The following is a 17,914-nucleotide window of genomic DNA, read 5'->3' as shown; positions in this document are numbered from 1 at the left end:
GTTAGGTAAGTTAAGGGGCGTCGAAACCCGCGCCGTTATTCGCTTTGCGGGCGATGCGTACTCCTGATAGCACGATAGTCGTACTCCCGATAGCACGATACCCGCTACTCCTGATAGCACGAGCCCGTCCAAAGGTTGTGCCGCCGTTATCCCCGTGCCGTGAACGGCACGGGCCGGAAGGTCAGTAGCTCCCTGCGATCGCCCGGCATTCGTTCGATGCCCAGGACGTAGCCTGGCAGCGATTGCCGCGCCACCAAAACGCGCAAGTCGTAGGTGAAGTCCGAAAACCGCGAGCTGCTGCCAGACTTGCGATACAGATGTTGGAAGTCGAACTGCCAGCCAGCCTCCTGTCGACCGCCATGCTTGCGCACCAGCCGATACAGCCATCGTTCGATGCCGCCTGTGAGCCGGAAATACGCCGGGTCGATGGTGAGCACCAGCGCCGCGTCGAGCACGCCCGCATAGAACCAGTCCGGCAGGATCAGCTCGACGCCCAGCGGCGTGCCGCGGGCGTCGGCCAACTCCTTCCACTCGTTGATCCAGGAGAAGCGGTGCAGCCGCCGCCCCGTCGTTTCGCGAATGGACGTGGCCACTGTCGTCGATTGCAAGCGATCCAGTGCAGCCTTGAGGCGCTGGTAGTCGCGCAGCGACGTTCCGCGCCCGATGAAGCGCAGGATCTCGTAGGGTGTTGCTTGCATCCGGCGCGATGGGCGCAAGCCTGCATCGCGCGCTTCCACGATTTGCGAAGCGGTCCAGATCAGGATGTCCGCATCCCAAATGGTGGCGATGCCATGCTCCAGTGTCCCTTCCACGCGTATCGTGACATTGCCGCTGCGGAAGTCGATCGGCGCCGTGCGCCGCGACTTCGCCAACGAGAAGAACGGAAAGGCCATCAAGTCCTGGGCATCGCGCGGCGCCATGTCGCCCGGCAAGGCGCGGAACAGATCGAGCTGTTCCCGCTCCCGCGATGGGTTGGACAGGGCGATGTCCACCGGCGAGCCACCGATCAGCGCGCACGGCTGTCGGCCGAGTGGTGCTCGGCGTATTCCGGGTCGGACGTAGTTTCGTAGCTGCGCTGGTCGGCCCAGGCATTGAGGTCGGCCACCGCGTACATGACGCGCCGGCCGAACTTCCGAAACTTCGGCCCGTTGCCGATTACGCGCTGCTTTTCGAGCGTGCGCGGCGACAGCCGCAGGTACTCGGCGGCTTCGTCGTTGGTGAGGTAGCGTTGGGGTTGCGGGGTCGTAGCGACGGGTGCGGCAGCAGGCCGCAAGGGAGCAGGACGCATCGTTTGAACCTCCATCGGTCAGGAACGCCCGGCCACACAACGCGACCGGATGGAGGCAGTCTTGGGAAAGCGATGCGTTGCGCAGAGGGTCGTTTTGCAGTGCAGGCAAACGACCCTGCGCAGGTCAATCGAGTTGTGCAAGGCGGCCGTAGCCGCCGCGCATCAGCGATTGGCCGCGCCGCACCAGGCGGCGCAAGCGCGAGCGCAGGCCGCCGTCGGCATACCAGCCGACAGCCACGGCTTCGGCGCCGAACAGCCCAACGGCGGTTTCGCGCAAGGACGCGCCCGCGAGGGTCGCGTCCAGTGCCTGCAACGTGTGCAGCTCCAGCAGCGCGGCGGGCGTGGGCCGGGAGCGGACCGCCGCCGCAGGCGCGGACTCGGCGACCACGGCCAGCTTCTCCAGTTCGAACGCCATCGTGCGGTAGCGCCCGCAGGGTGCAGCGCACGCGCGGACTGCGTAGAGATAGGCCATGCCATCGGCCAGTGCCGGTGCCAGTGCGAGCCGCACGCAGCAGCCGGGCCAGCGTGCCACCAGCACCAAGCGCTTGCCGTCGTGGATCAGGTGTTTGTGGCCGGGGATGCGCCAGAATTCGAAGGCGTCGGCATCGGGTGGTGGGTCGGCGTCCGGGTAGAGCTGGAGCACGGCGCCATGGTCGGGGAACCAGGCTGGATGCGCGTCCCGCGCGTCCAGCGCCGGGTCTTCCAGCAGGCGCAGCCCCCAGGCGTGCGCCGCATCCGGCCGGTTGCGACGGCGCAGCCAGTCGCGCCGGTAGTCGGGATGGCGACGCAGATACTCCCAGGCCAGCGCGAGCCCGTCCAGATGCAGCACGTAGAGATACGCGGCGGTTGGGTACCAGAAATCGGCGCTTCGATCAGCCATGACGCGACCTCCTGTTCGACAGGAACGTCGCCACGACCTCGGGTGCGAATAGCTACGGCATCAAGACATCAAAGCGCCATTGGGAATGGCGTAACTTAAGCAGTGGAGAGAGTGTCAAGACCGATTAGCTCCGAAACCTTGCTCGGGTCGTCCGAGTGCGACGGCCGCGTGTCCCGGAAATGGGGCGCGGCACTGACACCGTGCCGCAGCCCGCGACACACATCATGTCTTTCTCGGTCAAGCAGCACCCTCTTGGTGCAAGAGTGCCGATTGAGACCCCAGCGGTCTTGAGTCAGACTGAGAAAGACAGAATGCGCTGCAACGGTCTGTGTCTGGATGGCCCGTCATAGGGAGCGTGCGGCGCGTCAATCGGGGATCGAACCATCGCGCTGCGCCAACTGGGTGTACTCCGATAACGGTCGCGAGGCGCGGAAATACAGGTCGCGCAGGATGGGTCGCTGCTGCGGCCCGACGATGCCCGCGAGGTCGGACAGCTTGATCGTCCCCAGCGCCGGCATCCCAATGCCGAGGTCGATCAGCCCCCAGGCGGTATCGCCGTCGGCCGGGTCGAGCGCGGCCAGCAACCAGGTCGCGTGCGCATCCGGCGTGAACAGGCGTACCACCGGCAACGGGTCGATGCTCTGGCCGGCGGCGCGCGCCGCGCCGTTGGCGAGCAGCTGGGCGCGTTCGTCGGCGGTGGTGAGTGGCTGGGTCATGGGTGGAAATCCCACGTATCTGCGAATGCACAAACACGCTTTTCCGGCGAAGCACGGAACCGCCAAGCCGGATATGCGCTTTCGTGCGCAAGCACGGATGCGCAAGCTATCGAATCCGACCATGCACAGAAACGCAGATGCGGAATTGTGGATGTCAGGAAAGGCACGAATGCGGCTCCCCGGTTCTGGCGAAATCCTCAGATGCGGATTTCCTTAAAGGCACAAATACGGAAAACAACAACACCAATTGAACACTATAGATTGTAGCCCTATAGGGCGCAATGGGTTGTCATCTTGGTTTTATAGGAAAAACCATTGGTGGCGGCTAAAAACTCATTGGCAACGGCAATACGGACGGTCAGAAAAGCGCGCGGCTTAAGCCAGGAAGCGTTTTCTGACGTGTCGAGCCGCACCTATATGAGTTCGTTAGAACGCGATCTGAAAAGTCCGACTCTGCACAAACTGACCGAGCTGTGCGAGGTCATGGAAGTGCATCCGCTCACGCTGCTGACGCTGGCCTACGCCGGCGACAGCCCGCACAAGGCCGATCAGCTTCAGGCGCAGGTGCGCCAGGAGCTGGAGGCAATCTTGAAGAAGCGCGACGCGCCGTAGGCGCGCGCGGTGCTGCGACTAGCAGCACTTCGCCCCGCCGCAATGGGCGGGGCGAAGTGGCGGCCGTCAGGCCGCTTGAGGTTTGCTGCGCGACCAGATCAGATCGCGCGTGCCGTCCTCGCCTTCAATCAGGCGGGCATAGACCGTTGCCGGGAACGAAGGATCGTCGAGGGTCACTGACAGGTAATCCCGCCCGGCTTCGCTGGTCTTTTTCCACGCCGCGCCGATGTCGTGGCTTGCCGCCTGCAGGCGGAAGTCGGGGGCGTTTTCGTTGTTGCCCTTGTCGTTGGGAACCAGCTTGACCTTGACGTTGAGCGTCAGGGTGCGGAGCGTGCCGGTGAAACCGTCTTTGTCTGCGGTGAAGTTGCCGATGTTAGCCATGATGATTTTCCTTTCGGGTTGAAACAAGATCGCGCCAGTGCGTCCTTGTTGTGATCCGGTTGGCGGGGAATGGGCGAGCCGCACCGCGCAGCGGTCGCAACACCGTGGAGAACCTGGAAGCGCAAACAATTTGTCTCGCGAGGAAGCCGCGCAGCGGCGGGGAAATTGTTTGCGCTGGAAGGTTGCGGCCATGAAGCCCAAGGCGCAGCCGTGCCCTCGCCAGGATTCACAACAGCCCAAGGACATACAGGCCGACCGCTCCCGAAAGGAGACATGGCCGACTCGACATCCCCGCGCGACGGTTTCACCGGCTTGTGCCCTGATGCGGCAAGGCCAACACTCCAGCGACAAGGCGAAAACACCCTTGCCGCAGCTTGCGACCCCGAGCTTGAGGCGTGGCGTGGAAGTTCCATAAGTGAGGCCGGGCGCGTGTCGGTGAACCGTCCTTCGTGACGTACAGGCGATGAACCGCCAGCGTCATGGACGGCACGCTTTTGCGCAACCTGCCGCAGCAAGCCGGGGCGTAGCCCCACATGCCTCGCCCATTGCGGCGGGGCGTCATCGAAACCTTGCCCGCATCGGCGGGCATCGATCGCCGTATCGCGCGCAAGGCACTTGTGCGCTCGCCACGTCGCCGCCTGGTTAAAGGCGGCGACGTGGCGATTTTGTTGTGGACGTTGAAACCGGGCGCGGCATTTCTGCTGCGACCGGTTCAGCGGGAAACCCCGGCGCAACGCGCCGGGGCCATGCTGCACCCTCACGCGGCCAGCGCGTGGGCTTCCACTTCGTCGGCGGTATCTTCTGGCGCATCCGTTTCGCCCGCCGCCTCCGGCACGCTTTCCTGCGGCTCCGTATCGTGCCCGGTCTGGAACACGGCAGGCATCCAGCCGGTGCCGTCCGCCAGCCGCTCGGCTTCGCTGGCAATGTCGCTCTTCTTCAACTTCGCCAGCCGGGTGGCGTGTGCCGTGGCGAACTGCCCCACTGCTTCCAGAATCGCGGGCTTGGCGATGTGCCGGAAATAGCCTTCGGCGGTCGGCTTCCACCATGCGGCCATGTCGAGGCCCACGGCCTGCGCCAGTTCCGCGCCGGGCTGGCGCTGCGCTGCACGGGGCGTCACCACGTCCACGGTGGACGCGACGCACAGGGCCAGCAGTCGCACCAGCTCGTCCTGCGGCTTCGCCAGCAGCACCGTGAACAGTTCGGCGCTGTCCTGCGGCAACACCTCGCCCGCGACCTGTTGCAACTCGCGCAGCGCCACGGCGGCAGGCGATTCCGGCCAGTCTGGGGCCAAGGTGTCGAGCCGGTCTTTCACGGTCAGGCGCACGCCCAGCGGCAGGCCGTTGCCATAGCCATCCTGCAAGACGGTCTGCACCATGCCATGCACCAGCGCGGCCAGTGCGATGTGTGGATGCCGGGCGACTTCGATTTGCAGCGCGGCGGTACGGTGTGCGCTCAATCGCTGCGCCAGCCGGTCGGACAGGCTCGCGGTCTTAGACGTTTCGTCGGCGTCGTCGCCTTCCTCGTCGTTCTCGCCTTCGCCTGTGCCGAAACCCTGCCGCAGCTTTTCCAGCGTGCGCAGCGCCTTGGCTTCGGCTTCGCGCAGCAACCCGCGATGAATCACGGTTTCGCCTTCGCGGTCGAGAGTGATGACGGCACCAGCCACGGCGCGCACGTCCGGGGCATAGCCCCGCAAGGCTTCTTCGATGGCCTGCAGTTCCTCGGCCACCTGCTCGCGGCGCGGTTCCAGCGCCTCGGCCTTGCCCTCGTCCTCGGCGTCGTAGGCTTCTTCCAGTTCGGCGTCGATCTTGTCGAGCCGAGTTTGCAGCGAAGCGATGCGGCGGGATTCGCGGGCGCTCGGTTCGCGGCGCTGGCGCGGTGCGTTCTGGAAAGCCTGCCGCTCGGCATGGCTCAAATGCGGCACGGCTTCCACCCACGCCCAACCTTCGCTGCGCACGTCCTCGGCCAGCGCGTCCAGCTTGGCGCGCACCAGCGTTTCCAGCAGCGCGGCATCTGTGAGGTAGGTTCCGGCATCGCCTTCGGCGAACAGGTCACGGCGGATGCCGCCGCCCGCCGCCGTGTAGGCGTCCAGCCCGGCGAAGCGCACCAGCGGATGCGTGGCGTCGATTTCGCGCTCGGTCAGGCGTTCGCGCAGTGCGGACGCACCACGTTGCCATTCGGGCGCACCATAGAACGCGGCTTCCTGCGCGCCGTGGTCGTCGGTGATGGTCAAGGCCATCAACTGTTCCAGCGTTGCGGCTCCGGCGCGGTAGTCGGTCAGCAGGCGCGGCGAGACATTCGCCAGCTTCAGGCGGCGCTGCACCACCAGCGGGGACACGCCGAAGTCGGCGGCAATGTCTTCCACCGGGCGACCTTCCTTGACCAGCGCGGCGAAGGCCGCGAACTGGTCGGCGGGGTGCATGGCCTCGCGCTGCACGTTCTCGGCAAGGCTCACGGTACGGGCGGACGCATCGGCCACCAGCAGGCACGGCACCTCGTAGTCGGCGGCGATGCGCTTCTTCTTCGCCAGCAGCTTCAAGGCGGTTAGTCGGCGGTCGCCTGCGACGACTTCGTACTGCCCGCCATCGGCGGACAGGATGACGATGAGGTTTTGCAGCAGCCCGACACGGGCAATACTCGCGGCCAGTTCGGGGATGGACTGGCGCGGGGTCGTGCGCACGTTGCGCTTGGAGCGGCGCGGCAACAGTTGCGACAGCGGAACCAAGATCAGGTTCTTGGTCGGGTCGGCCACTTCCAGCGGCGCGGCGGTTTCGATGGCGATGGTTTCGGTTTTGAGTACAGCGTTCATGGTGATAACTCCTAGCGGTTGGGATGCAGCAGCGAGAGAAGCGGCAAGGGCTGCTGCCTGCCCCTGCCGCGTGGGGATTCAGGCTTTCAACTGGCGCATGCCATCGGCCAGCAGCCAAAGCGCGCGGTTCAGTCGGATGTTTTGGTCGATGCCCTGCACCGGACGGGTCTGCTGGCGGCGTCCGTTGGCGCTGCGCCCGCGCAAACCGCCTTGGGTCAGGTTTTCTTGGGTGCGGTTGAACACGCTCCACAAGTCCGGGCGGCGATCGTCGAAGCGGCGCGGCATCAAAATTTGCGATTCCGTGACGGGCGCAGGCTTATCGGGGTCGTCGTACTTGAGGGCCAGCGCGGCACGGGCGAACACTTCGGATTCGCCATCGTTCAAGGTGATGGCGTGCATGGCATCGCGGGATTCCTTCACCCGGTCGAAACCGCTCAACACTTCGTAAGCGCCTTCGATGACGTGTCCGGCCACGTCGCCTTTGTGTGGCACGCGCACGTCCGCCACCGTGTCGCCGCAGACAAGGCCATTGCTGCATACAAACCGGAACATCCCGGCCAACATCTGATAGCTGCTCGTGCCGTCATGGGAGTTCAGCAGCACGATTTCATTGGCTTCCGCGCCGTTGATCTGGCTGGCATGGCGCAGGCGCAGCATGTGTTTGGTGTAGTCGCGGCGGTCGTCGTGCCGCACGCGGGTTTGCGCTGCCATGAAGGGTTCAAACCCTTCCTTGCGCAATTCGGCCAGCACGGCAGCGGTAGGGATGTAGGCATACCGTTCCGAGCGGCTTTCGTGCGGGGCGTCCGCGAAGATGGACGGGGCCACGCGGCGGATTTGGTCGTCGGACAGCGGGTAGTCGCTGCGCAGCGTTGGGGAATGGGAAGCGAAACGGGAGGCGAGTTGCATGGTCTTTCTCCTGACAAAAAAAGGGTTGGCTGTTCAAACCGCACACCGGATTCCAAGATTCGGAGCCCAGCCTTTCGGCTGTTCGGTGCGGTCGGCACGAAGAACCCGGTTGGCCTCGTTGCCACCGTCTTTCCTGAGTTCATCGCCCGCGACGGAAGGGAGTCCGTGGACGGGGGCCGTCAAGGAGACAAGCGCAGGGTTGGTGCGGCCCACAGGCGCAGCCGAGGACACGGCCCTGCGCGCCTTGACGGCACACGGCCGCGGGCTACAGTCGCGAGCAAGGTGATGGAGTCAGGAAAGACGGCTGAACAAGGCAACGGCCATCCCTTTGTGCCGACCGCACGCAAGCGAAGCGCGCAGGCCCGAAGCTGGAAGCCGGGCCGTAGGCGTCAGCGATGGAAGCCCGAAGGGGGCGCGACTCGCGCAGCGAGGCTCGATGCGCAGCACGACAGCGCGCCCGGCCATGTTTTTGCGGGCCGGGGACGCTCCCCCCAGAATGAGCTAGCTTATAAGACACACCCGTCTTCGGGCTTACCCGAGAAAAGGGACGGCGAAGCGATTTCGTTCAAATTGTTTGAAGCGATTTGTTACTATTCAGAGATAATTAGTCACTAAAACGGTGGTTCGCAGCCAAAACTCCGGGGGACAAATGGAAATCTCGTTAGCCGATATTGAATCGCTGTTGCAGGTACCGTTTCTATTCGGTGCAAGAAACGCGGCATTCTGGCTGCAGAAAATCGATGCAAGGACTTGAGCATGGCAGAGCCTTCCACCGATCAGTATTCAGCTGGCGAGCAAGGTCTCGGATATATCTATCAGCCACGCTTCGCCTTACTCAAACTCTTGCAGCTCCCCGAAAGCACGTCCGTCTTGATTGAGAAGGACGACGATCTTGATTTTATCGACAAGGACGGTGTCAAAACGCTGGCCTCCCTCAAGCACAAGGGAGTCGGTGATCGCTTGACAGACCTGTCCACAGACTTCTGGAAGTCTGTGCGAATCTGGCTGGCTCGCTATAACCGTGATGGTCGAAGCGAGGCCAATCTTCGCTTCTTTCTATTTTCGACGGGCATTGTTTCAGATACCTCGTTCTTACGACGCTTTCTGCTTGAACCACCGGCAGTAGACGACGAGGCGGTGTCGTTGTCTCAGATTGCAGCCGATGTTCTTGCCAAATCTGAGTCGAAACTCATCAGTGAAATCGCGGCCGAGTTCCATAAACTCAATGATGATGAGAAGGATGATTTTCTCTCACGCATCGTGATATTTGATGGCGGGCCGCGCATCCAGGAAGTGCCTTCAATTATCAAAGATCAGCATATGCGCAGCATCCGACGCGACAATCGGGACGCTATCTTCGAGCGCCTAGAAGGATGGTGGAATGACACCATCGTCAACCTGTTGGTCGGAAAGCGCACTGATGCAATCTTTGGCTACGAGATCTCGGACAAACTTTCCGCGTTTGCCGAGGAGTACAAATCGGACAACCTCCCGATCACATTCAGAGGCAAGGTACCCACTGGAGAAATCGATGCGGACAACGATCCACGCCTTTTCGTTGTGCAATTGCGAGAAATCGGTATCGCCTCCAACCGTATCCGCAATGCCATTCTGGACTATTACAGGGCGTTCGAGCAGCGGTCCTCCTGGGCTCGCGAAAGCCTCTTGATCTCAGGAGAAATGGAAGAGTACGAAGACCGTCTCGTCGATGAGTGGAGCCGCTACCGAGACGTTGTCTTCGAAGAGCTCGATGAGGAAAGTGCCGACGCGGTTCTCCTGGAAGCGGGAAAAGCGCTGTATCGATGGGTTGACTTGGAGATTGGCGACAGCAGCACGCTGCGCATTCGGGAGCGTGTGACCGAACCCTATGTTGTTCGGGGAGGATTTCATATTCTTGCGAACAGCCGACCGCTTCCGAGGGTGTATTGGCATCCTCGTTTCCTCAATCGTGTCGGCCAGTTATTGGGGGCCGCGGAATGAAACGATGGGATCAACGGCCATTCGAAGTCAAAAATCTTTTTAATCCCGCTTTCTGCGGCCTGGTGCTGTTCAGAGCGTTGCAAGGCTACGAAGAGGAGAACGCGGATGGCATGCCATTCTCTCTTGCGCTGTTGGTCTTGCCGTTGTGTTTGCAAAAAGACTCTCGTGAAGTGATTGCGGGCAGTTCCCGTAGCTATCTTCTGAAGACTGTCGAAAAAAACCCTCAGTTGCTGGTTGGCTTCGCTGAACGCGTCAGTGACTTGCTGCCATTTGCCCTCGAAGCTTTTGGCGTACTGATGGAACGGGGATGCTTTGTCGTATCGCAGGATGGTCGATTGAAAATCGTGGCGAAACGTGTTCGAAAATCCGTAACAGGAACCGACGAATCCGTCTCCTGCCAGCGCGTCGCGCGCATCGTAGGAAAAGAATTTGCCCGCATCGCAGACCGCGTGACGGTGTACACGACCTTTGGGATACGTCCATGAAAATCAAGTCGATCCATATCTACAGTCACGACGCCCAGCGCCGAGATGTAAAGTTCAAGGTGGACGGCTTGAACGTGATCACCGGTCGCTCCTCTACCGGGAAATCGGCGCTCTCCGAGATCATCGAATACTGTATGGGGCGCTCGACCTTCAATGTTCCGGAGGGCATCATTCGCGATAAGGTCGCATGGTTCGCTGTGATCTATCAGTTCCCTCAAGAACAAGTATTGATCGCAAAGCCCACGCCAACCGCCGGCGGTACAAGCTGTAGCACCGCAATGCAGCGAAGGGGAAATCAACTGACAGTCCCTGACTTCCAGGAACTGGTGGTTAATACCGATGACGATGCGGTGGTAGCGCTGCTATCGCGGTTGCTTGGCATCCCGGAGAATCGCACGGATGTCGCGATGGAGCATAGCCGAGAGAGCTATGACGCCAATGTCAAGCACACGTACTACTACCTGTTCCAGAAGCAAGGCATCGTCGCCAACAAGGATCAACTTTTCTATCGCCAGAATGAAGGGTTTCAGCCACAAGCGATCCGCGACACGCTGCCGATTCTCCTTGGTATCTCTTCCAACGATCGGTACGAGTTGGAAGCTAAGCTGCGCGCGGCGCAACGAGAGCTGAAGCTCAACGCAAAGCTCCTCGAACAGGCACGTGATGCCATTGATACATCCCAGCAGAAGGGTATCGGTCTTTTCTCGGAGGCCAAGGCAGTCGGCATCATTGCGCCGGAGAGTCAACAAGCTGGGGCCGATGGCGTGATTGATGCCTTGCGCACTGCCCTGCAATGGAAGCCGACCTCAGTCCCAGAGGATGATGGTCACAGAATATCCCGGCTTGAGGAGGAGATTGGCCAGCTACGAAAGGATCGGCGCGAGGTCCAATCCAAGATCGACGCTGCTCGTCAGTTTTCTAAACAGGCCGGCGGTTTTGAAAGTGAAGCGCTGGAGCAAAAAGACCGGCTCGCGTCCATCAAGGCGCTTCCTAAGAATCCGGAGACGGGTGAATGGCAGTGGCCATTCTGCGAAGCGAATCTGGCTCTGGAGTCTCCTGTCGCGAAAATGCTCCTCAACGAGTTGGCGACACTCGACGAGGAAATGAGCATCGTCGCTGGTCAACGCCCCAAATTGGAGGCATACCTAGCGGAACAGGATGAAAAGGTGCGAGAGGTTGTAGACGCGATAAAGAGCAAGGAAGCAGAGCTTTCCGCAGCGATCGCCGCGAACGAAGTTATTGCACAAATGGGGACGCGCAATAATGCGGCGGCGCGGGTTGTTGGTCGCATCAGCCTATTCCTGGAGAATCTAGTGCCCAATGCGGAATTGGCCGCGCGCGAGGCAGAGCACCGCCGCCTGAAGTTCAAGGTTGAGGAGCTGGAGAAGAAGGTCGGTGCCGACGACAGCCACGACCGATTGACTTCGATTTTGAACAACATCTCGGCTCAAGTGTCACGGTACATACAGACCTTCGAGGCAGAGTTCAGTGCCTTCCCCGCGCGACTCGACCTAAATCATCTCACCATCGTTTTCGATCGTCCGGATCGTCCGGTTCCCATGAGCCGAACGGGCGGCGGTGAGAACCATCTGGCCTACCACCTCTCAGCTTTGTTGGCACTGCACCTTTTCGCCTCGAAAAATAATTGCCCTATCCCTCAGTTCCTGCTCATCGATCAGCCCACCCAAGTCTATTTCCCATCGGAAAAGATTTATCAAGAAGCGGATGGAACCGTCCAGAAGACAGAAGCAGACGCCGACCTGGCGGCTGTCCGTCGATTGTTCGAACTGTTGCTGAATTTTACGAAGAAGGATGTCCCGGGCTTCCAACTCATCGTGACTGAACACGCTAATCTTCGAGATCAGTGGTTCCAAGATGCTTTGGTCGAGCAGCCTTGGACCAAACCGCCCGCACTAGTGCCGGAAGATTGGCCGTTGATGTCTCGGTCATCGTCGTGATCAGAAAAACGGAAGAACCATGACCAGCAAGATTCCGAACTCCGTGATTGGTGCCGTATCTTCTGTTCTTGCCGAGTATTACTACAGCCATTCAACACTTAACTCTCTGTTTATGGAGAGTGGGGCTCCGGGAGACGTGCCCGAAGGAAACTGCGAAATGAAGTGCAGTCGTTGGCTTAGTCGTTGCAACGATGACTCCACCGTCGATCCCATGCAAGTGCTTGGCCAGGTCATCCAGAAGTTCATGGACCTGGAACCCGACGACTGGAACCAGAAGATTGGCCCCGGACAAGAGCGCATCCGGGCCAGTTTGGCTAAGAACCAGTTGACCTATCAGATGAGCGGGTTCATCACTCTGACAGGAGCGAGCCCGGCCGCAAAGTCACTCGCGGATTTTTTCAAGGCTGGCGACTTTTCGTCTATCGAGGCAGAGTTCGAGCGTGCCATCTTGCAAGTTGATCGCGATCCACATGCCGCGATCACTGCGGCGAGCGCCATTATCGAAGCATTGTGCAAGACGTATATCGAGACGCACGGGCTGGAGATGCCATCGAAGCAGACGATCGGCCCCCTTTGGAAGGTCGTCCAACTGCATCTGGGCCTCAATGTCGATCCTACGTTGCAGGACGATCAGAAGCGGATATTGCAAGGCCTCGCGTCGATTGTGGATGGCGTCGGCGCCTACCGAACACATATCGGTTCAGCACATGGCCGCGGCATCGAGCCGCCCAGAATCGTGGCCTCTGACGCGCGGTTGGCTGTCCATGCATCGCACACTATTGTGATTTTTGTGATGGAGCGCTGGCTCGGCACGATTCGGAGTGCTTGAACAGTGTGCGGCTATGTCTGTTGGGCTGGAAATTCAGTGGTTCAGGGGTGTAATACGCCGGGCTCGGCGGGTGCCTTAGGCATTGCATACGCATCGCATGCAATGCCGCCAACAAGACTTGCGGTCGAGTTGGCCGTGACTCGGAACGAGGCATGGCGCTTGCTCGCGAAACAGACGGGGACGTGCGGATTTCAACAATATCGAACGTACTATCACTACGCTTCGTTGCCATCAATGCGGTAAGAAGATGCCATGACCGACAAAGCAGAACTCAGAATTGCCTGTATCGGCTGGGGCTCCTTGATTGGAACCCCTGGATGCCTGATGACCCTTGGGTCATGGATCAACGATGGTCCGCTGTTGCCTGTCGAGTTCGCACGCGAATCCGCCGACGGACACATCACACTCGTCATTTGTCCCACAGCAGCGCGGGTTCCGACTCGGTGGATACTCTTGAATCAACCTGACGTTCAGTCGGCAGTGAGAAACCTTGGATATCGCGAATACCCAAAGGCAGCGCCGAAGTGGATCAGCGAGTCGATTGGTTTTTGGGACCGAGAGAGCGATACTCAATATGGCATGGAAGCAGATGCCATCGCTGCGTGGGGTTTGGCTCAGGGGCTTGATGGGGTGGTCTGGACCAATTTGCCGTGTGGCTTCAAAGCCGGCCGTGGTGTGCTGCCGTCCATCGACGATGTGCTTGCACATTTGCGCAGGCTCGACGAGACGGCTCTAAGAAAAGCCGAGAACTACGTTCGGAACGCGCCTGCCGAAGTTGATACGATCTATCGGCGGCAACTGGTAGAGCATTTCGGCTGGGGATGATTCTTCAATTCGGAACACCGACCACGACCTCTTCCGGCTCGAACCACTTTTCTCTCAGAACGAATTGACGAACTCGATCCGGCTGCGTCGAATAGGCCACTAACGCCAAACTACCTTCAGTTCGGCTGCACGTGACATAGAACAACCGTCGTGTGGATTCAACCGAGGTATCACCCGCTTCCTTCCCACCAAAGAGCTTCTCATAGCTAAACAGGAAGCCTCGGGCTTCGGCGTCGTCCATGATGACCATGACCCTCGGAAACTCCAGCCCCTTGACGCCTTGGTGCGTGTCAAAATGCGCCTTGCCGGAAACATAGGTGGCATAGGGTTCGATCTGTGAAAAAGGCGCCGCGAGAAATTTTTCAATCGCTGTTGCTCTTTCGGTCTGCCGATCGACGGCGTCATCTTCGCCGTCCTCCTGTAAGGCATCCAGCGATACGTCGCGGTCAACATTTGGTCGGAGGGAGTCAGGCACGGCGAACAATCCACTGGACGCCACGTTGCGCAACACCTCGCCAAAAGTCGGCTCGGCGCCGGCATGCCAAAGTGACATCAGGTTGTTGATTGCTTCCTGCGCGTGCCGCAATTGCGTCGACTGGTCCTCGGTGGCCCGAAGGTTGTCACCACTGAGGAGTGGAGACAGCGTTCGGATGATACGCGCGACAGCGAATCGATCATTGCGTCGCTGTGCGACCACCAGTGGTAGAAGTTGCTCAGAGAAGAAGCGAACAAGAGATAAGCTGCCGTCCAGAAGACCCGTTCGGAAGCCCTCCACATCGTGGAGGGGAACGAACATCTCCAGGAATCCCATTCGCCGCGCTGCCATCCGATGCTCAAGGGTGAGGCTCTTGTAGGTCTCGGCGCTCTTCCATCCATCGTCCGCCGTAAGCATCGCCATGTGCGCTGCTACCGCCCGCTCGGCGGCGGGCTTGTCGGCAGTGTCACTGGGCATGATAAAAAGCCGGAGCAGGCCTTCGACACTGTCGGTACGGTGAACTTGTTCCTGGCCGTCAACAGACTTCCGAATCTTGTTGATCAGGCTGATTACGCGCTTGGGGCAGCGATGATTTAGGCGCTTCCCAGGCTTGGCCCAGTCACTCGGCAAGATTTGCCCCAGCCCTTCTTTGCCATCACTGTAGATCCTCTGCATCATGTCCCCGAGCAGGCCGAGCGCGAAACTAGCCTTATGGTTGGACTGAACCGTGAACAAGGCATCGATCAGAAGTTTGTTGGTGTCTTGGCTCTCGTCGATAAGCAAGATTGGATAGCGCCCGACCAGAATGCTCTGCATCGCCGGCTTGGTCTGCAAGAAGGCGGCCGATATCTTGATGACTTCGCTATGGTTGAGCGCATCTCGGCCCCGATTGTCCCCGGAAGGGCTGTAGACGAAGCGACGAACGGTATTCAAATTGGCCAGCCGCTTGCCCTTGGACGCCATCTTGCTGATGCGCTCCGCCGACGCCTTGGTTCCGCTACGGCCTTTAGCCTCGAGTGCGTTTAGTTCTGCGATTTCCATGACGAGATTCGTCCGCAGCCACACGCGGATATCGTGGTTCAGGCCACTGATGAGAGACCAGGCAAAGCTGTGGATCGTCGAGACGGCAATGGTTTGGTCAAATTCCAAGCGGCGGTTGATCTCGTCACACGCGGCGTTGGTATATGTAATAACCCCGACCCGCTGGCCACGGAGCCGAAGCGTCTCCCCGTGCGCCCGTCGCACATGATCGAGCGCCTTGACTAGTGAGCGCGTCTTACCGGAGCCCGCGCCGGCGAACAGAAAGAAACTTCGAGGCGCTGCAAGATCAAGGCACGCCGCAATCTCCTCATCGGCCGGATTGTCCAGATCGTTGTCTGTCGCATCCACGGCCACTGTCATGCAGCCACCTTAGTCTTGCCAATGACATCCTGTTCCTTGCGCTTCAACTGAGCTGTGAGCCACGCAAGACCTTCATGAATATAGGCGGGTACTTTTAGCGTTTCGATCTTGTCGCTGTACAAAAGGTCGAGTGCGAATTCAGCTTTATTCCCCGACTTCAAGGCTGAGTGAACGGCCCCTGCTAAAGCATCCAGGTCTGCGCTATTCGCCAGGGCATCCCGGAATTTCGCAATGAGCCCATGGCCGGCCAGGTCGGCGAACAGGGCCGAATTCTCGTAAAGGAGTGCATCCTCGAAGGTATTTGCCAGTGCCTCGGCCGGAGGCTTCGATTTGAAGCCCAGCTTGATCGGTTGCTGATAGGCCACCCGTATCGCGTATCCGCTCGGATCTTCCTTGACAAGGTCAGCGTCGGTTTTGTCGAGCAGGCCATCCAGCGAGTCCTCGGCGGGAATCCACGACTTCAGTGTTTCATTCCGCGCCTTTTGGCCGCTGTTGCGCTTTGGGGGCAAGGCTGCACCCGACGTGCCATCTTTCGCGTCGATGTCGGTCACGATCAACGTGGTGAGTCCAAGATGCTCCAGCAACGGCTTAAGTCGGTGCGCATGGCTTCCGCCGATCTCCAGCCAGGTTATGTAGCAACGCCGCAGATACTCGTAGTCGAGACGTTCGCGAACAAGATGCGGCACGAGGATTCGTTCTGCCGGCCCTTCGACCAGCACTGCGCCGTCTGCGAAGAACAGATCACAGTGTGTGGCTTTGAGATAGCGAGTGACGAACTGCTCAGTTGGGAGGGTTCCACCGAAAACTTCCGAGAGGTTGACTACAGACGCAACCGGCACTGCACCCGGTTCGGCAGGCGCAGGTAGCCTGCGGAAGTACCGCAGGGAAGCGAACTCACATTCATGCGCGAGATGGCTGGAATGCGTGCTGACAACCAGTTGGGTTTTCAGAGCAGGAGCGTCGCCTAGTTGGGGATGTTTTCGGAGTACGGCATACGCCTGCTTGATGAACACCTGCTGCACTTGGGCATGTAAGTGTGCTTCTGGCTCTTCGACGAGCACCAGGTGAAGAGGAGGGACAAAACCGTCTTCAGCGGTGATGGAACTGCCGGCCTTGCCGACGCGCATCCACCTATCACGGAAGCTCATCAACCCGAACACCATCGAAACAAGGTTCTGGTATCCCAGGCCATTCGAGTCTTCCGGCAAGCGATGCCCCTTCGTGGGCTCTGCCAAATGCGTGGGCACTTCGTATTGAACAGCTGAGCCGTGGTTCAGGCTATCCGTTGGCTTGATCCGGGTAGTAATCGTCAGCTTCGGGTCTGTGACGCCTGGATAGCCAATGTGCTCTAGTTCCTTCAATGCAGCGGCGAAGCCCTCGGTGAGACGTGCTTCGAAGGCGGCTTCGGCCTCGTGGAGCGCCTGTAATGCTTGCAAGTCACTGGGTTCCGGCTTGTCGTGTGGGTCTAGGTGCTGCTGGTAGTACGAGCGCAGTTGCGCGGAGAGTTTTTTTCCGCCGCGCGACTCCTGCGGATCGAACTTGGAATCGTCCTCACCGGAAGTTCGCGTGGTACCGGCATGCCCGAAACCCCGTTGCGCACTGATCTCATCCACGCAGATCAGTGCCTTGAATGGATCTCCGTCGATCGGGTCGCTGTCGGGGGATAGCACCTGGGGCGTTGCCAAGCCTCCTTGTGGAGCTTTGAGTTCCGCCGGGTCCAGAAGGTAGGCGCGTACCGTGAACAAGCCGCGCAATCGGCGGCCGAGGAAGTCCATCATGGATTGTGGCCAAAGCGAGAAGGTAAAGGTGGACACGGCTGGCGACACCGATGCCGTTTCGACGACCACGCCGGCGCCATTGTCCGATTCCACGACAGCGGGGGCGGCGATGACGGCAAGCGGCTGTGCAAGCAGTTCGGCGATTGCCGTTCTGGCCCTCAGGTACTCTCGCTGCAGCGCTTCGCCATCCTTCGGTTCAAGGCGAAGGCGAACGCCAAGATGTCCTCCTGCCCAGTCCAGCGTAGGAAGCAATTTCTGGACATAGTGCAGTTCGTTGTTCTGGACGTTCAGCCATACATCCAGGAACGGGAGAAGATCGCTCCAATCGAGCGCAAGGGGCGGTTCACCGTTCTTGACGGCGGTTTCCCACTCTGCCGCCGATGCATTGATCTTCGTCCAATGCGAAAGGGTCAGGTCATTAACGTTGAACTCGGACGGTTCCACGAGGAATCGTCGAAGCGCGACCATTGCGGAAGTTTTCCCGCTGTTATTGGCGCCAACAAAAACGGTCTTCTGTTCCGAGAAGTCTATGCGTACTGCCTTGAGTTTCCGGAAGTTGCCTACCTCAACGTGCTGGATGTGCATCTTCTCGCC

General features: G+C 60.0%; 15 protein-coding genes. 6 read left to right on the top strand and 9 right to left on the bottom strand.

The genetic code is table 11. The features are described from left to right. Nucleotides 1–146 precede the first annotated feature (146 nt). From ACJ7C5_RS16955 to ACJ7C5_RS16940, 4 genes are all read right to left on the bottom strand, one after another. A complete protein-coding gene (locus tag ACJ7C5_RS16955; protein ID WP_412704560.1) occupies nucleotides 147–992 on the bottom strand; it encodes a replication initiator protein A in 846 nt (281 codons plus the stop codon). A gap of 14 nt (nucleotides 993–1,006) precedes the next feature. Continuing rightward, nucleotides 1,007–1,288, bottom strand: coding sequence for a helix-turn-helix transcriptional regulator (locus tag ACJ7C5_RS16950; RefSeq protein WP_412704559.1), 282 nt, complete (start codon nucleotides 1,286–1,288; stop codon nucleotides 1,007–1,009). Nucleotides 1,289–1,412: 124 nt separating this feature from the next. Further along, complete coding sequence (locus tag ACJ7C5_RS16945) at nucleotides 1,413–2,168, bottom strand: DUF7011 domain-containing protein (RefSeq protein WP_412704558.1); 756 nt, start codon at nucleotides 2,166–2,168, stop codon at nucleotides 1,413–1,415. A gap of 365 nt (nucleotides 2,169–2,533) precedes the next feature. Then, nucleotides 2,534–2,884 carry a DUF2958 domain-containing protein gene (locus ACJ7C5_RS16940; RefSeq protein WP_412704557.1) on the bottom strand — a complete coding sequence of 117 codons (351 nt, stop codon included), beginning with the start codon at nucleotides 2,882–2,884 and terminating at the stop codon, nucleotides 2,534–2,536. A 318-nt stretch (nucleotides 2,885–3,202) separates the two neighbouring features. Between ACJ7C5_RS16940 and ACJ7C5_RS16935 the strand changes: the two genes are divergently transcribed. Beyond that, nucleotides 3,203–3,496 carry a helix-turn-helix domain-containing protein gene (locus tag ACJ7C5_RS16935; RefSeq protein ID WP_412704556.1) on the top strand — a complete coding sequence of 98 codons (294 nt, stop codon included), beginning with the start codon at nucleotides 3,203–3,205 and terminating at the stop codon, nucleotides 3,494–3,496. Between the two features lie 66 nt (nucleotides 3,497–3,562). On the opposite strand, the gene ACJ7C5_RS16930 is transcribed toward ACJ7C5_RS16935, so the two are convergent. From ACJ7C5_RS16930 to ACJ7C5_RS16920, 3 genes are all read right to left on the bottom strand, one after another. Continuing rightward, on the bottom strand, nucleotides 3,563–3,877 hold the full coding sequence (locus ACJ7C5_RS16930) for a DUF736 domain-containing protein (RefSeq protein WP_412704555.1): 315 nt from the start codon (nucleotides 3,875–3,877) through the stop codon (nucleotides 3,563–3,565). A gap of 757 nt (nucleotides 3,878–4,634) precedes the next feature. Next, a complete protein-coding gene (locus tag ACJ7C5_RS16925) occupies nucleotides 4,635–6,683 on the bottom strand; it encodes a ParB/RepB/Spo0J family partition protein (RefSeq protein ID WP_412704554.1) in 2,049 nt (682 codons plus the stop codon). A gap of 78 nt (nucleotides 6,684–6,761) precedes the next feature. Continuing rightward, the gene (locus ACJ7C5_RS16920; protein WP_412704553.1) at nucleotides 6,762–7,589 is read right to left on the bottom strand and encodes a DUF932 domain-containing protein; all 828 of its coding nucleotides are present in this window, start codon (nucleotides 7,587–7,589) and stop codon (nucleotides 6,762–6,764) included. Between the two features lie 756 nt (nucleotides 7,590–8,345). Between ACJ7C5_RS16920 and ACJ7C5_RS16915 the strand changes: the two genes are divergently transcribed. From ACJ7C5_RS16915 to ACJ7C5_RS16895, 5 genes are all read left to right on the top strand, one after another. Further along, nucleotides 8,346–9,569: an ABC-three component system protein gene (locus tag ACJ7C5_RS16915; RefSeq protein WP_412704552.1), complete on the top strand. Its 1,224-nt coding sequence runs from the start codon at nucleotides 8,346–8,348 to the stop codon at nucleotides 9,567–9,569. Then, entirely contained in the window at nucleotides 9,566–10,054 is a 489-nt protein-coding gene (locus ACJ7C5_RS16910; protein ID WP_412704551.1) for a three component ABC system middle component, read from the top strand. The genes ACJ7C5_RS16915 and ACJ7C5_RS16910 overlap by 4 nt, the downstream gene beginning before the upstream one ends. Beyond that, complete coding sequence (locus ACJ7C5_RS16905) at nucleotides 10,051–12,012, top strand: DUF3732 domain-containing protein (RefSeq protein ID WP_412704550.1); 1,962 nt, start codon at nucleotides 10,051–10,053, stop codon at nucleotides 12,010–12,012. Before ACJ7C5_RS16910 ends, ACJ7C5_RS16905 begins: the two co-directional genes overlap by 4 nt. Nucleotides 12,013–12,031: 19 nt before the next feature. Continuing rightward, entirely contained in the window at nucleotides 12,032–12,841 is an 810-nt protein-coding gene (locus ACJ7C5_RS16900) for an abortive infection family protein (protein WP_412704549.1), read from the top strand. 252 nt (nucleotides 12,842–13,093) lie between these two features. After that, nucleotides 13,094–13,666 (top strand): hypothetical protein, encoded by a 573-nt coding sequence (locus ACJ7C5_RS16895; protein ID WP_412704548.1) that lies wholly within the window; start codon nucleotides 13,094–13,096, stop codon nucleotides 13,664–13,666. A gap of 4 nt (nucleotides 13,667–13,670) precedes the next feature. Here ACJ7C5_RS16895 and ACJ7C5_RS16890 read toward each other — a convergent pair whose 3' ends face one another. Both ACJ7C5_RS16890 and ACJ7C5_RS16885 read right to left on the bottom strand, forming a co-directional pair. After that, nucleotides 13,671–15,542: a UvrD-helicase domain-containing protein gene (locus tag ACJ7C5_RS16890; RefSeq protein ID WP_412704547.1), complete on the bottom strand. Its 1,872-nt coding sequence runs from the start codon at nucleotides 15,540–15,542 to the stop codon at nucleotides 13,671–13,673. Next, a complete protein-coding gene (locus ACJ7C5_RS16885; protein WP_412704546.1) occupies nucleotides 15,539–17,905 on the bottom strand; it encodes an AAA family ATPase in 2,367 nt (788 codons plus the stop codon). Before ACJ7C5_RS16885 ends, ACJ7C5_RS16890 begins: the two co-directional genes overlap by 4 nt. Between the last annotated feature and the right edge of the window lie 9 nt (nucleotides 17,906–17,914).

The sequence above is a fragment of the Nocardiopsis yanglingensis genome (assembly GCF_045809185.1).
Taxonomy (GTDB): Bacteria; Pseudomonadota; Gammaproteobacteria; order Xanthomonadales; family Xanthomonadaceae; genus Stenotrophomonas; species Stenotrophomonas yanglingensis.
The sequence above is the reverse complement of the archived record's forward strand: the minus strand, read 5'-3'. Positions and strand labels throughout refer to the sequence as shown.

Bases quoted from the DNA above. Each gene is read 5' to 3' on its own strand.
- ACJ7C5_RS16915 (WP_412704552.1), top strand. From the start codon at position 8,346: ATGGCAGAGCCTTCCACCGATCAGTATTCAGCTGGCGAGCAAGGTCTC.
- ACJ7C5_RS16925 (WP_412704554.1), bottom strand. From the start codon at position 6,683: ATGAACGCTGTACTCAAAACCGAAACCATCGCCATCGAAACCGCCGCG.
- ACJ7C5_RS16905 (WP_412704550.1), top strand. From the start codon at position 10,051: ATGAAAATCAAGTCGATCCATATCTACAGTCACGACGCCCAGCGCCGA.
- ACJ7C5_RS16900 (WP_412704549.1), top strand. From the start codon at position 12,032: ATGACCAGCAAGATTCCGAACTCCGTGATTGGTGCCGTATCTTCTGTT.
- ACJ7C5_RS16945 (WP_412704558.1), bottom strand. From the start codon at position 2,168: ATGGCTGATCGAAGCGCCGATTTCTGGTACCCAACCGCCGCGTATCTC.
- ACJ7C5_RS16890 (WP_412704547.1), bottom strand. From the start codon at position 15,542: ATGACAGTGGCCGTGGATGCGACAGACAACGATCTGGACAATCCGGCC.
- ACJ7C5_RS16910 (WP_412704551.1), top strand. From the start codon at position 9,566: ATGAAACGATGGGATCAACGGCCATTCGAAGTCAAAAATCTTTTTAAT.
- ACJ7C5_RS16940 (WP_412704557.1), bottom strand. From the start codon at position 2,884: ATGACCCAGCCACTCACCACCGCCGACGAACGCGCCCAGCTGCTCGCC.
- ACJ7C5_RS16930 (WP_412704555.1), bottom strand. From the start codon at position 3,877: ATGGCTAACATCGGCAACTTCACCGCAGACAAAGACGGTTTCACCGGC.
- ACJ7C5_RS16920 (WP_412704553.1), bottom strand. From the start codon at position 7,589: ATGCAACTCGCCTCCCGTTTCGCTTCCCATTCCCCAACGCTGCGCAGC.
- ACJ7C5_RS16885 (WP_412704546.1), bottom strand. From the start codon at position 17,905: ATGCACATCCAGCACGTTGAGGTAGGCAACTTCCGGAAACTCAAGGCA.
- ACJ7C5_RS16895 (WP_412704548.1), top strand. From the start codon at position 13,094: ATGACCGACAAAGCAGAACTCAGAATTGCCTGTATCGGCTGGGGCTCC.
- ACJ7C5_RS16950 (WP_412704559.1), bottom strand. From the start codon at position 1,288: ATGCGTCCTGCTCCCTTGCGGCCTGCTGCCGCACCCGTCGCTACGACC.